Origin of the sequence: Sulfurospirillum sp., assembly GCF_036802865.1 — a bacterium.
Taxonomy (GTDB): domain Bacteria; phylum Campylobacterota; class Campylobacteria; order Campylobacterales; family Sulfurospirillaceae; genus Sulfurospirillum.
The window spans coordinates 574,283-587,281 of sequence record NZ_DAIRVK010000001.1; the positions used below are offsets into that span (position 1 = coordinate 574,283).

At 39.5% G+C, this 12,999-nt stretch carries 16 protein-coding genes; 6 read left to right on the forward strand and 10 right to left on the reverse strand.

Going from position 1 to position 12,999, the window contains the following annotated elements:
- Nucleotide 1 precedes the first annotated feature (1 nt).
- Together V7Q04_RS02950 and fliN are read right to left on the reverse strand one after the other, a co-directional pair.
- Nucleotides 2-871, reverse strand: a complete 870-nt coding sequence (locus tag V7Q04_RS02950) for a hypothetical protein (RefSeq protein WP_333803414.1) — start codon at nucleotides 869-871, stop codon at nucleotides 2-4.
- A complete protein-coding gene (fliN, locus tag V7Q04_RS02955; protein WP_333803415.1) occupies nucleotides 868-1,179 on the reverse strand; it encodes a flagellar motor switch protein FliN in 312 nt (103 codons plus the stop codon). Before fliN ends, V7Q04_RS02950 begins: the two co-directional genes overlap by 4 nt.
- A gap of 447 nt (nucleotides 1,180-1,626) precedes the next feature.
- On the opposite strand from fliN, the gene V7Q04_RS02960 reads away from it, so the two are divergent.
- Both V7Q04_RS02960 and V7Q04_RS02965 read left to right on the forward strand, forming a co-directional pair.
- Nucleotides 1,627-2,052: an ArsC/Spx/MgsR family protein gene (locus V7Q04_RS02960; protein WP_333803416.1), complete on the forward strand. Its 426-nt coding sequence runs from the start codon at nucleotides 1,627-1,629 to the stop codon at nucleotides 2,050-2,052.
- Nucleotides 2,037-2,336, forward strand: coding sequence for a hypothetical protein (locus V7Q04_RS02965; protein WP_333803417.1), 300 nt, complete (start codon nucleotides 2,037-2,039; stop codon nucleotides 2,334-2,336). The genes V7Q04_RS02960 and V7Q04_RS02965 overlap by 16 nt, the downstream gene beginning before the upstream one ends.
- 9 nt (nucleotides 2,337-2,345) lie before the next feature.
- On the opposite strand, the gene V7Q04_RS02970 is transcribed toward V7Q04_RS02965, so the two are convergent.
- Both V7Q04_RS02970 and V7Q04_RS02975 read right to left on the reverse strand, forming a co-directional pair.
- On the reverse strand, nucleotides 2,346-2,930 hold the full coding sequence (locus V7Q04_RS02970) for a gamma carbonic anhydrase family protein (RefSeq protein WP_333803418.1): 585 nt from the start codon (nucleotides 2,928-2,930) through the stop codon (nucleotides 2,346-2,348).
- An 85-nt stretch (nucleotides 2,931-3,015) separates the two neighbouring features.
- Nucleotides 3,016-3,939: an AEC family transporter gene (locus V7Q04_RS02975; protein WP_333803419.1), complete on the reverse strand. Its 924-nt coding sequence runs from the start codon at nucleotides 3,937-3,939 to the stop codon at nucleotides 3,016-3,018.
- A 106-nt stretch (nucleotides 3,940-4,045) separates the two neighbouring features.
- Between V7Q04_RS02975 and V7Q04_RS02980 the strand changes: the two genes are divergently transcribed.
- The 3 genes from V7Q04_RS02980 to V7Q04_RS02990 all read left to right on the forward strand — a co-directional run bounded on the left by V7Q04_RS02980 (nucleotide 4,046) and on the right by V7Q04_RS02990 (nucleotide 6,314).
- Nucleotides 4,046-4,528, forward strand: coding sequence for a HugZ family pyridoxamine 5'-phosphate oxidase (locus V7Q04_RS02980; protein ID WP_333803420.1), 483 nt, complete (start codon nucleotides 4,046-4,048; stop codon nucleotides 4,526-4,528).
- Nucleotides 4,529-4,630: 102 nt separating this feature from the next.
- On the forward strand, nucleotides 4,631-5,050 hold the full coding sequence (locus tag V7Q04_RS02985) for a MarR family winged helix-turn-helix transcriptional regulator (protein ID WP_333803421.1): 420 nt from the start codon (nucleotides 4,631-4,633) through the stop codon (nucleotides 5,048-5,050).
- Nucleotides 5,051-5,096: 46 nt separating this feature from the next.
- Entirely contained in the window at nucleotides 5,097-6,314 is a 1,218-nt protein-coding gene (locus tag V7Q04_RS02990; protein ID WP_333803422.1) for an MFS transporter, read from the forward strand.
- 337 nt (nucleotides 6,315-6,651) lie between these two features.
- Here the strand turns inward: V7Q04_RS02990 and V7Q04_RS02995 are convergent, their stop codons facing one another.
- The 3 genes from V7Q04_RS02995 to V7Q04_RS03005 all read right to left on the reverse strand — a co-directional run bounded on the left by V7Q04_RS02995 (nucleotide 6,652) and on the right by V7Q04_RS03005 (nucleotide 9,296).
- Entirely contained in the window at nucleotides 6,652-7,266 is a 615-nt protein-coding gene (locus V7Q04_RS02995; protein ID WP_333803423.1) for a LysE family translocator, read from the reverse strand.
- A 277-nt stretch (nucleotides 7,267-7,543) separates the two neighbouring features.
- Nucleotides 7,544-8,287: an SDR family oxidoreductase gene (locus V7Q04_RS03000; RefSeq protein WP_333803424.1), complete on the reverse strand. Its 744-nt coding sequence runs from the start codon at nucleotides 8,285-8,287 to the stop codon at nucleotides 7,544-7,546.
- A gap of 1 nt (nucleotide 8,288) precedes the next feature.
- On the reverse strand, nucleotides 8,289-9,296 hold the full coding sequence (locus V7Q04_RS03005) for an NADP-dependent oxidoreductase (RefSeq protein WP_333803425.1): 1,008 nt from the start codon (nucleotides 9,294-9,296) through the stop codon (nucleotides 8,289-8,291).
- Between the two features lie 93 nt (nucleotides 9,297-9,389).
- Here V7Q04_RS03005 and V7Q04_RS03010 point away from each other — a divergent pair, with 93 nt between their 5' ends.
- Nucleotides 9,390-9,836, forward strand: coding sequence for a winged helix-turn-helix transcriptional regulator (locus V7Q04_RS03010; RefSeq protein ID WP_333803426.1), 447 nt, complete (start codon nucleotides 9,390-9,392; stop codon nucleotides 9,834-9,836).
- Nucleotides 9,837-9,875: 39 nt separating this feature from the next.
- Here V7Q04_RS03010 and V7Q04_RS03015 read toward each other — a convergent pair whose 3' ends face one another.
- From V7Q04_RS03015 to thiC, 3 genes are all read right to left on the reverse strand, one after another.
- Nucleotides 9,876-10,409 (reverse strand): GNAT family N-acetyltransferase, encoded by a 534-nt coding sequence (locus V7Q04_RS03015; protein WP_333803427.1) that lies wholly within the window; start codon nucleotides 10,407-10,409, stop codon nucleotides 9,876-9,878.
- 107 nt (nucleotides 10,410-10,516) lie between these two features.
- Nucleotides 10,517-10,939 (reverse strand): hypothetical protein, encoded by a 423-nt coding sequence (locus tag V7Q04_RS03020; protein WP_333803428.1) that lies wholly within the window; start codon nucleotides 10,937-10,939, stop codon nucleotides 10,517-10,519.
- Nucleotides 10,940-11,027: 88 nt separating this feature from the next.
- A complete protein-coding gene (gene thiC, locus V7Q04_RS03025) occupies nucleotides 11,028-12,896 on the reverse strand; it encodes a phosphomethylpyrimidine synthase ThiC (RefSeq protein ID WP_333803429.1) in 1,869 nt (622 codons plus the stop codon).
- Between the last annotated feature and the right edge of the window lie 103 nt (nucleotides 12,897-12,999).

Genomic DNA, 12,999 nt, shown 5'->3' on the forward strand with positions numbered 1-12,999 from the left:
CTTAACGCATCTCGTCTATGGGAGTGTAGTCAGCAGAAGCCTTGTTTTTGTAGGTACTGAGTTTATTATCTTGCAGTTTGAGATACTCATCCAAACGTCTACGATTTTCTTCAAAAACTTTTTCAAAATCGTTGTCATTTTTGACTTCACCATTTTGGAATTTTTCTAAAAGTACGTTGGAATTTCCTGTCATGACAAGGTATTTGATGGTGCCGTATTCAAAAAGAACAACACTGTTTTGGTTATCAATCTGTTTTTTATGCAGAACATTGACCTCTTGTTGCGAGCCTGTTTTTGGGTTAAAAAGCCATGATTTACCGCTACTATTAGATGCACCCGATGCAGGTCTAATGGTTTGAATACCTAAGCGTTTTTTGATCCATAGCATCAATGCAATGAGGAAAAGTAAAACAACGATAACAATGATGTAACGGGTATCAATGAAATCGGTGGAAGAAGAAGACGATGCTGGAAGTGATGTTGCAGAAGGCTCAGAACTTTGTGTGGGTGCTTGCATAATGCTACTTCGAATACGAAGACCGAAGCCATCCACCGTTTTGGAGGCAACAACGCTTACTTTTTTATCGCTTTTGAGTACCACTTTAAGGGTATTGTTTTTTTCTGGAATGATGGTGAGTTCTTGAATAATATTAGAGTTAATACTCTTTTCGATCATTTTATCATACCCAAGATCATTGATGGTTAGTGTGATAGATGTAGCATCATTTTTCTGTGAAATACCACCTTCATGAGGTGCATCAAAGGAGAGCATAACATCGACACGATCGCTTCGTTCATAGACGTTGTAGGTTAATAAATTAGAAGCATTTACCCATGACCATAACACGAAGAGTGCGAAGAAAATTCTCATACGTTCTCTTTTTTAAAGTATTGGATGACGGTTTTTGAGTCTAAAATTTCGTTGATACGGATAGCAAGGTTTTTTTCATAGACCATAACCTCTCCTTTACCAAAAATTTTATTGTTAATGTAGAGTTCAACACTTTCCCCTGCAGGCTTTTCAAGGTCAATGACCGAGCCTTTTTCAAGCTTTAAAAGTTTTTGAATCGTAATATTGGTCGTACCAAGTTCTGCAACAAAATCTACACTAATATCTAAAAGATTTTCAAACCCAGAGAGAAGTTTGCGTGCGACATATTCTTGATCGACTGCGTCCAATGCTATTCCTTTAAAGATGAGTTAACCTAGCAAAGCAAAAACTCTTCCAAACCTTGGTATATACGTCTTATTATAGTTTATTTTGTTTAAATTGTTTATTAACTGACTTTACACACTCTTTGCAACTTTGCATGAGCTTTAATTAATGCAGAAGCAAGGCGAAGTGACAAAGGTTTGGCTAAAGCCAAATCGAAGTCATTTTAACGACGCTTATGCGTTGATTAAAGCTCACCCCCCCCATAGGGGCAAAATAAAAAGACATCATCTGCTTCGTTAGATTTTATCGCCATAGCTTTAGCTATGACTCAAAAATCTGCCTAGCATCTAATGCCTTTTTATTTTGTGCAAAGTTGCAAAGAGTGTGTAAGGTCAGTTATAAAGCTAAGTTTTAGTGCTATGATGTTTGGCATAGCTTTTGCATAAGTCTTATGAAAGCAAGGAGAAGCGATGTTTTTGCATACCTTAAAACAGGTGATCTTTTACGAAAAAACAGGTTGTAGTGGCAATGCCCGTCAAAAGGCACTTTTAAAAGAACATGGCATAAGCCTTGATGTGCGTAGTCTTTTGGATACATCGTGGGATAAACCTACCTTAGAAGCTTTTTTTAAAGGACTTAGCCTTGAAGAGATGCTCAATCCTTTTGCCCCAAAGCTTAAGGATGGAACGTTTAAACTTGAGGATTACACGAAAGAGAGCCTCATTGATGCAATGCTAAAAACACCTATCTTGATTCGTCGTCCATTGTTGCAAATAGGCGAAGTCAAGTTATGCGGTTTTGATATTCCAAAGCTTAATGCTCTTTTGCATATAAACATGCCTATACCTCATACTATCAATGCTTGTCTAAGTGGTGATTCATGCAACAATGTTTAGAGTATATTTGCAGGGAGTTTGAAAAAGTCAAAGACTATTTGCATACACCTAGCCCTGCCAAAGAGCTTATCATTAACAATCTTTTTGAAAATTTTATGAAGTGTTTTTTAGAGTACCCATTTGAGAAAAAGCGTTATCCTCACGAATTTTTGGATGTGGCAAATCTTTACAATGCGGGTGATGTAGTTGTTCTGAAACGTTTTTCTGACATTGGTATGCGCTATTTACTGTTGAGTGACTTTTACGATTATGTAAAAATCACTCATTTATACCAAAAAGTCTAATGAATCTTTTTACGCTTCTTTCAAACTTGCTAAGTTTGCACAGAGTTTTTGGGTAACTTTTTTGGTTGTCGCTTCATCACGATTAAGTCCATAAACGCTGAGGGGAAAATTGAGTGGTTTTTGGATGCGCCAGATACATTCATGTTCTTCGGTTGGAAGAATGGAAGCAGGATTGCCAACGGCAACCCAACCGATAGGCACAATACTGTCTGGTTTAAGATGCGATTTGATGTGAACCACAGAACCAATACGAATTTCACTGCGCGCACCAACGTGTGAACCATGCAACACAGAGGCATTGGTCGCTACAAAAACTTCTTCTTCTAGGTGACAACCAACAACATGGGCATGAGGTCCGATGAGGCAGTTGTTTGAGATCGTTAACGGGTGGTTGTCGAGGCTTCGGAGTACGGTATTTTCCATGATAACACACTCTTCACCGATACAAATTGTTCCACCTTCTGCAATAATTTGTGCCCCAAACAAGATGCGAGCGTTCGCACCAATGGTGACATTGCCATACACCATAGCATTAGGAGCGATAAACGCAGTAGGGTCGATACGTGGAGATACACCAAGATGACTAGCAATCATACAGTTTCCTTTGGATAGCACAGATAAAATAAACATGAAATTATACTGCTAAGCGAGGCAAATAAAGCTATAAAAAAAATAAATTTTAGAGTGAAACGATATGAAAATAGTTTAGAAGATAGCTGATAAACATAAGATAAGGGATGAAAACAAACGAGGTGAAAAAGACCAAGGAAGCTACATCGATGGGTTTACAATCATAAATTGCCGCCACATTGATGTTGTTTAGGGCTAAAGGCATAATGAGCTGAACCAACAAAATTGCTGAGACATAAGGCTCAAGTGGGAGCAGGTAAAAAAGTATCCACGCACTCAGCATAGGCGCAATGATGAACTTAACAAGGTTGACATGTAAAAGCAATTTGATGTTGAGTGTTTTGATTTTGACATTGCACAAATACATACCAAAAGCAATGAGTTGAAGCACGATCATGCAGTACGCACCCATCTCTAAAGATTTAAAAATGGAAGGAGGAATGGTGATGTGTGCAAAATTAAGTGCAAGGGCGATAAATGCAGCCCAGATAACGGGAAGTTTGATGATGTTAAGGAGTGATGCTTTGAGGTTTGAGGTACCTCCTGAGTAGAAAAAAACACCCAAGGTGTAGGTCATAAAAGTATTGGCAACACTGATCATACTGGTGTAGATGATGGAATCCTCACCAAAGAGCGCAATGCCCAAAGGAATGCCAAGATTGCCTGTATTGCCAAGGGCTACGGCGATGCTCATGATGGCTTTTTCCTTGTCGTTGCTGAAAAAAATGCGTGCAAAAATAACCCCAAGCGCAATCGCAACACATGAGATAAGTACATAATAAAGGGGAACTTGCAGTAAAGAGAGTGTGATGGGTTTGGTAGAAAGTCCCCAAAACGAGAAAATAGGGTGCAAAAAATAGACGGTGATGATACTCATACCGCGCTCTTGTATCTGATCTTTAAAAACCTTTTTAGCGATAAACCCAAAGAGAATAAAAACATAAATTGACAAGATCGCAATGACGATATTCATAGTAAAGACTCTTTACATGTAACGATTTTTAAAAAGGTATTGTAACGAAAATAAGAGCCAAAAGATTTACTCTTTCGTGCTACAATGAAATCAAAAAAGAGAGCGTATGCAAACATTTATAAAAAACATTCAAACCGCCATCATTGGAACACTCGACAAAAATAACCACCCCTTTAGCTCTTACGCCCCGTATGTGCACGACAATCACCGTTTTTACGTCTATATTTCTGACATCGCCACCCATGCAAAAAATCTTCAAGCCAACCCAAAAGCTTCACTCTTTTTTGCAGAAGATGAGAGCAAAACAAGCAATCTTTTTGCCCGAAAACGTGTCTCACTTCAATGCGAAAGCGTCAAAATAGCGCGAGGTAGTGAGCGTTTCGAGATGGTACTGGGCTTATTTTCAGAGAAATTTGACTCCAAGATGGTCGAGACACTTAAAAAAATGACAGACTTCAACCTTTATGAGTTTAAAACCGTGTATGGAGAAGCGACGTTTGGGTTTGGAAAAGCCTATTTTGTGGGTGGAGAACATATGAATACGTTAATTCCAAGAGGTGAGAGTAATCCGCATCATGGCGTGAAGTGAAAATGTAGCCTTCCTTTGCAAAAGAATTTAAAGGCATGAGGCTTGACAAAAGTATGGTAAATATGCCAAAATGGTGTATATACACGAAAACAGGAGTTGAGCATGAGCGTGCAACGAAAAAAAAGCGCATGTTATTGCATTAATCTTAGGCGTGTTGCCAATGCCATGACTGCCATGTACGATGCTATTTTAGAGCCTACAGGGCTTAGTATCAATCAATATTCGCTACTTTTAAACATAGACCAATTGGAGATGTGCAGTGTGAGTGATCTAGCACTCCGTGTAGGTTTGGAGCGTACCACACTTGTGCGAACGCTCAAACCACTTTTTGATCAAGCCCTTATCGAAGATATTTCGGATGTTAGTACGCGCAACAGAGAAATCCAAGTTACATACAAAGGGAAACAACTCCTTATACAAGGCAAACCTCTTTGGGAAAAAGCGCAAAATGAGATAGAGCAAAAACTAGGGAAACATGATATAGCAGAGTTGTCGGAAATTCTGACAAAGTTAAACGAGTAAAATTTTTTATATTTTATAGTGTATATACACTATAAAAGGAGATATCATGTCTTTTGCTTCCAAACATGTCACGTGGATACTCATCATCACATCGGCACTTATTTTAGCGATCACGATGGGTGTGCGCCAATCATTGGGACTTTTTATAGCACCTATAAACCACTCTTTAGGGCTTGACATCGTCTCCATTAGTTTTGCTCTCGCCATTGGGCAATTTATGTGGGGATTGGCGCAGCCTCTTTTTGGTGCTGTTGCTGACAAGAAAGGCTCTTTAGGTGTCCTTATAGCAGGCGCACTGTTGCTCTTTTTTGGTCTTGCCTTAACCCCTTTTGTTGAGTCTGATTTTGGGCTTATTATAAGCCTTGGTATCCTCAGTGCCGCAGGTGCGGGAGCAGGGAGTTTTTCTATCTTAATTGGTGCGACTTCCAAACAATTACCTGCCAATAAACGAGCTTTCGCGGGTGGATTTATTAATGCGGGTGGCTCTTTTGGGCAGTTTGTCTTTGCGCCACTTTCGCAAGCGATGATTAGCGCATTTGGTTGGGTGTCCGCCATGTTTACGTTGGCAGCGTCAACACTTTTGACCATTCCTTTGGCGTATGTGTTAAAGCCATCCAAAGAGGCAAAGCTCGCTACCAAACAGGCTTCACACGCAGATGAATTAAAACTATCGCATCAAATTTATCAGGCATTCAAAGATAAAAGTTATCTCTGTTTACATGCAGGCTTTTTTACCTGCGGATTTCATATTGCTTTTTTAGTGACACATTTACCCGGTGAAGTGGCGCTGTGCGGTCATGAGGCAAGTGTATCGGCGATTTCACTCTCACTCATTGGGCTTTTTAACATTGCAGGAAGCCTTTTTGCAGGGCATTTGGGTACAAAATACCGTATGAAGTACATCTTAGCCGTCATGTATGCAAGTCGTGTTGCGATGATAGCCATTTATTTGCTTTCGCCTAAAACGGAACTCACGTTTTACATTTTTGCAGCCAGTTTAGGCTTCACATGGCTTGCAACTGTTCCTCCAACGGCAGGTCTTGTTGGCAAACTTTTTGGTACAAGATACCTAGCAACCTTGTTTGGATTAACGCTTTTAACACACCAAATTGGAGGCTTCCTCGGTGCTTGGTTAGGCGGGCTTTTTATGAATCACCATGGCGATTACTCGTGGATGTGGTACTTAGATATGGCTTTGGCTCTCTTAGCAGCCATTGTTAATTTACCGATCAAAGAAGAGAAAGTAACACTAAATACACCCTAAGGAGTTTGAGATGCAAAAATCATTAGAAGGGAAAATGGTTCTTATTATGGGGAAGTTTGGGGGATAGGTTTAGCTACAGCTGAGAAATGTGTTGAAAAAGGTGCTTTTGTTTTTATCACAGGTCGCGATGCCTTACGCTGTTAAACAGATAAGTCACAAGATTGTAGAACTGCACATATCGCAAGGAGATAACGTAGAGTATAGGATTGCTCTACGATAAGCAGCACAAAGGCGTCCAGCATTTTCCAAACAGTCCATAGAACAAAAGAGTATGTTCATTGTGAAAAATAGAAATTGGAGCTAAACTTTCAACTCCTTATCTTTTTTTGTGTATGAATTATGAGCGAGACGTTGACATGGCAACTTTGATAGCCATACCTAACAACACGACGCCTACAGCTCTATCAAACCAAACAAGACGACTTCGTAACCACCCTAGCACATGAGGAGAGGAGAAGATGACAGCAACAAAACTAAACCAAAGCAATGACTCTCCAATTAATAAGCCTGCCACAAGAGCAATGTCCGATGTCTCAAGGTTTGGTTGTAAGACTTGAGATAAAATTGAACCAAAATAGAGCATTGCTTTTGGATTTAAGAGATTGGTAAAAAACCCTGTAATAAAGGCTTTTCCTCCATGTTGGTTTGTGCTTGCTTCGGGGAGTTGTCCTTTGGAGCGGATACATTGGATGCCAAGCCATGCCAAATAAATTGCACCGATAAACGATAAAATACTAGAAAGATTTGGTAATGCATTTATTATGACAGAAAGACCAAAAATACAAATCAGTACATAAACTCCAATAGCACTTGAAACACCACATGCCGCTAAAAAACCTGTTCTTCGACCTGAAACGATTGAAAGACGCGTAACAATGGCAAAATCTGGACCAGGAGAAATCAGCGCTAAAGCATGAACAGAAGCTAAAAAAATAAAAATTTCTAAAGACATAAAAACCTCGTGCAAAGTTAAATCTTACTCATTATAAAAGTATTCACAAAAAAAATCAAGTACGTTGCAAAGCTTGAAAAAATAGTCCCATATTCCCTTTACCACATAATAAAATAGAAAAGAGGTCGGGGATAAATTTTTAACTTTTACATTCTTCTTTTGGTTTCTCTTTTTTACATGTAAAGAAATTAGAGGGATACAATAGAACCTATCGAGAGTAGCTTTTCCTTTTTAGGTTAAAGTAAAATACTTTAACCTAAAATCATTGGATATTGCGTTAACGATTCATCATATTGAGAGCGAGTGTTGAAGAAATTTTATTGATATTTTTAACGAGCGAACTTAACCCTGGTCTAATCTCAAATTTGTCCTGTAGCATTCCATCAACTGCCTTGCTTACAAGTTTAGTTACATCCATCGCATGCAAATTTTTTCGTTCTTCTTCGCAAAATGCATCCAATATAGGAGTGCTTGTTGCAGGTGGTGCCAGTTCAAAAACTTTTATATTGGTATCTTGTAATTGAATACGCAATGACTGTGTAAACGAATGCACTGCCGCTTTTGTTGCACAGTAAACAGGCGATTTTGCTATCGGAGCAATCGATAAAATAGAACTGGTATTCACAATTGCTGCTGTTTTTTGTTGTTTTAAAAGCGGTAGAAATTGCACACACATTCGCATAAGTCCATTGAGATTTGTCTCAACTTCAAGCGTAAGATCTACTAAATCTGTATCGGTTTGTAAATCTATTTTTTTGGAAACCCCAGCATTATTCATTAACATATTCAAATTTGGAAATGCTTTTGAGATATATTCATACAACTTTTTGATCTCTGCTGGGTCTGAGACATTACTTTGATATATCTCAACATTTTTTAACTCTTTTTTTACTTTTTCAAGTTTTTCTTGATTTCGTCCTGTTATGATGACCGTATTGGTAGTGCATAACTGACGCGCAAGCTCATAACCAATACCGCTTGCACCGCCTGTTATAAGAATTGTATTTTGTGTCATTTTCATATTATTTTCCTTTGATTTTAATAACGATTTTACCTTGAACATGCCCTTCTTCCACATACGCCATCGCCTCATTAATCTCATCAAATGCAAAGATTTTATGGACAATTGGGCTTATGACACCTGCTTCAATTAAAGCGGTTATCTCGCTCAATTGCTTTCCATTTGCTCGCATAAAAACAAAATCAAAACCAACATCCAATTGTTTGGCTTTTCTTTTAATGGATCTACTTAACACATAAGTCACTAATTTTACAAACCACGGACTGCCTAACGCTTCAGCAAACTCAGGAGTGGGTGGTCCTGAAATTGAAAAAACATTGCCACCTTGTTTTAAGATGCTTAAAGATTTTTCGAGAGTATTCGCATCTTGGCTATTTAAAACCACATCATAATCGCTCAAAATTGTTTCAAATTTTTCATTTTTATAGTCAATAACAACATCTGCACCCAAGTTTTTAACAAAATCACTATTGGCACTGCTGGTCGTTGTAGCAACCGTTGCTCCCAAATGTTTGGCGAGTTGAATAGCAAATGTTCCAACGCCTCCAGCCCCAGCTTGAATAAAAACTTTCTCTCCCTTTTTTAAACGAGCTTTTTCAACGAGTACCTGCCAAGCAGTCAATCCAACGAGTGGAATCGAAGCAGCCTCTTCCATCGTTATGTTTTTGGGTTTTAGTGCAACATCGTCTTCGTGTATCGCAATGAATTCGGCGAATGATCCTATGCTATGATCTCTTGGTCGTGAATAAATTTCATCACCAACTTTAAAGTGTTGTACGCACGAGCCAACTTTAACAATAACGCCAGCGACATCGTGTCCTAGGAGAAGTGGTGTCTTATAAGGCAAAATAATTTTAAATTCGCCGTTTCTTATTTTAAAATCGAGAGGATTTAAACTTGCCGCATGGACTTCGACCAGTACATCATTTTCCCCTACCACTGGTTCTGGTATATTATTAATGTGTCCTTTGCTATTTTTGCCATATTTATTGATCATAAATGCTTTCATTGTGTCTCCATATTTTTAACCATAGTGTGTTATACTTGCATAATGAAAGTATAACACACTTACTTTCATTATGCAAGCAAATTGGAGTATGCTATGAAAAATAAAAACTATAATGATATGCAATGCCCTATTGCTCGATGTTTAGACCATATAGGAGAGTGGTGGAGTCTTTTAATCATTCGAGATGCTTTTAGAGGGTATAAAAGGTTTGATGAATTTCAAAAAAGTTTAGGAATTGCTACCAATATATTAACAAGAAGACTAAAAGGGCTTGTCGAGTCTGGAATTTTAGAAAAAAAGCAGTATGGAGAGAGTAAAAATCGTTTTGAATATATCTTAACGCCACAAGGACAAGATTTATCGCCTGTTCTCATGATGATGATGCAGTGGAGTAGCAAACATATTGAGTCAAATGAGCCAATGAGTCAAATTGTCAATATTCAAACGAAAGAAGTTGCAGATATTGTGTTAATTGACAAAAAAACAGGCTTGGAAATCACTCCTGATAAGTATGAAGCAGCCATAATGTCTAAAAGTTAAAAGTTTTGCCTCGAAAGAGGCAAGCTTTTGTGATAATACTTAAGTTACATTCATCGTTTTTTCAAATCGAAAAAAATCTTCATCTTCTGGAAGGTTGTGGTCACATGGTGCATGGGTATCGATGTGATGCTTATTGAAGTATTCAACAATATGAAAGCCACATTTATTAACATAAAAATGGATGTTGCGTTTCTCAAAATAAGGCGTATGCGTTTCCCAAACTTTTGTGTTAGGGTGTTTTTCTTCGATGGCTTTCCATGCTTGCGTACCGATGCCTTTGCCGTGTGCATTGACGTAGATAAAGAAAAAAGAGAGTGCATTGTGGTGTGTTAGTCCATTGATCGTCACTACCGCACCGCCTACTTTTTCCCCGTTAGCAAGTATATGATAAATAACCGCACCTGATTCATTGAAAGAGGCTTCAATATCTTCATCTGAGGGAATCGGCCCATCTAAGGTAAAATCAAAAGTTTCAATGACTGCCACTGCAAAGGATGCTTGCAACTCCTTTTTAAATTTAGGTAGTTCTTCTTTTTTTGCAATATCCAATGTAACGCTATTTTCAATAGTCATCTTCATGCCCTTCATAAAACTGTTTTACTTGTAAAGTTTTTTTAGTGGTATTATAACGCAAGAAGTGTAGGGCTAGCTCTTGTTTTCAAGAGGAAAAGTGAAGCTGATTAAGTTTTAATACCAAGCTTCTTGCATACATGCAATAACTCATTTGAATTTGTATCAACAAAAATCATTTTTTTAGGATACATGGAAATTAACTTTTCAAGCAATAAAGTCATATAACCATTATTTCGTGACTCATCTTCTGTATAGCAAACCCAAAGAAGAATTTTTTTATCTTTTATTTCATACATAAGATATGAATGGTTGGGAATGTAAAGTACAACATACGGGCTTTTCCAAAGGCTATCAGAATCATCGTCCGTAAAGACTTCAGAAAATTCATAAGGAAAATTATTTTGATTATTGAGAGGAACAAGTTTAAGTAAATCAATAGCTCCACAGTTTAAAGTAATTTCTGCAAAATTATTTTTAGTATGAACTTCTAAAAATTGGGGTAATCTTTTTTTGAATATTCTTTTGCTCATATTTTATCTTTACATGTAAAATTGTTTTAGCAGTATTGTAACGCAGAAATGAGGAGTTTAGCCCTTGAAAGCCAAGGGCTAAAACGATTTATTGGTAAATCTGTCCACCTGTTTCTTTAAAGTGTTGGGCTTGCTCTTCCATGCCCTTTTCTAGGGCTACTGTAACATCTTCCGCACCAATTTTAGCGGCATAGTCACGTACATCTTGCGAGATTTTCATGGAACAAAATTTTGGTCCACACATGGAGCAAAAATGCGCGACTTTCGCACTTTCAACGGGCAAGGTTTTGTCGTGGTATTCACGGGCTCGGTCTGGGTCAAAGCCGATGTTGAACTGGTCGTACCATCTAAATTCAAAGCGCGCTTTGCTCATGGCGTTGTCACGGATTTGCGCACCCGGAAAGCCTTTGGCGAGGTCGGCGGCGTGGGCGGCGATTTTGTAGGCGATGATGCCTTCTTTGACATCTTCACGATTTGGCAAGCCTAAGTGCTCTTTTGGCGTCACGTAGCAGAGCATCGCTGTGCCGTACCAACCGATTTGCGCCGCGCCGATAGCTGAGGTGATGTGGTCGTACCCCGGAGCGATGTCGGTAACCAAGGGTCCAAGTGTGTAGAAGGGCGCTTCAAAACAGTCCTCTAACTCTTTGGTCATGTTCTCTTTGATCATTTGCATCGGCACGTGTCCTGGACCTTCGATCATCACTTGCACATCGTGTTTCCATGCGATTTTGGTGAGTTCTCCCAAGGTTTCAAGCTCAGCAAATTGTGCTTCATCATTGGCATCATAAAGTGAGCCTGGGCGCAAGCCGTCTCCAAGTGAAAAGGCGACATCATAGGCTTTCATGATGTCACAGATTTCCTCAAAATGAGTGTATAAAAAACTCTCTTTGTGATGGTGCAGACACCATTTTGCCATGATAGACCCACCACGAGAAACAATGCCGGTAAGACGTTTCGCCGTCATAGGCACGTAAGCAAGACGAATGCCTGCATGAATGGTAAAGTAGTCCACCCCTTGTTCGGCTTGCTCGATGAGGGTGTCACGATAGACTTCCCATGTAAGGTCTTCGGCGATGCCATTGACTTTCTCTAACGCTTGATAGATAGGCACGGTACCGATAGGCACAGCAGAGTTGCGGAGTATCCACTCTCTGGTTTCGTGGATGTTTTTACCCGTAGAAAGATCCATCACGGTGTCGCCACCCCAACGGGTTGACCAAAGCATTTTCTCGACCTCTTCTTCGATGGATGAGGTAGTAGCGGAGTTACCTATGTTTGCGTTGATCTTGACCATAAAGTTACGACCTATTATCATCGGTTCGGCTTCGGGGTGATTGACATTGAGGGGAAGGACTGCGCGTCCTGCGGCGATCTCTTGGCGTACAAATTCAGGCGTGTAAACCTCTGGTAAGTTTGCCCCAAAATGCTCGCCTTTGTGCTGCGCGCCTAAGAGTTTGTTTTTGCGTGCCTCTTCAAGATTACAGTTTTCACGAATGGCGACATACTCCATCTCTGGTGTGACGATGCCAGCTCGTGCATAGTGCATTTGAGTGATGTTTTTGCCTTTGAGCGCACGACGTGGTTTTTTAAGGTTAGGGAAGCGAAGGGCGTTTAGTTCAGTGTCATCGTGACGTTTGTGAAAATAGACAGAGTTAAAATCATCCAGTTGCTCGGTATCGGCACGCTCTTCAATCCATGTGGCACGAAGTGGTGCTAGACCTTTGTGTAGGTCGATCTTGACATTAGGGTCGGTATAAACACCTGAAGTGTCGTACACGTGAAGGGGTGGGTTTTCCTCAAAAGTGCCATCGCGAAGCGAAGTAGGGCTGAGTGTAATTTCACGCATTGGGACTTGAATGTCAGAGCGTGAGCCTTGGATGTAAATTTTCTTAGAGCTTGGGAAGTTTTGAATGTAAGATGAATCTATTTTTTCAAGATTGTCGAGTACTTTACTCATGCGTTTATCTCCTTATTTCCTACGCTGGCATTACCCAGATCAGGTTCGTGAAACCGCATTAACGGTTTCTTAGGGTATTATCTCAGCCATACGTTCGGCACCC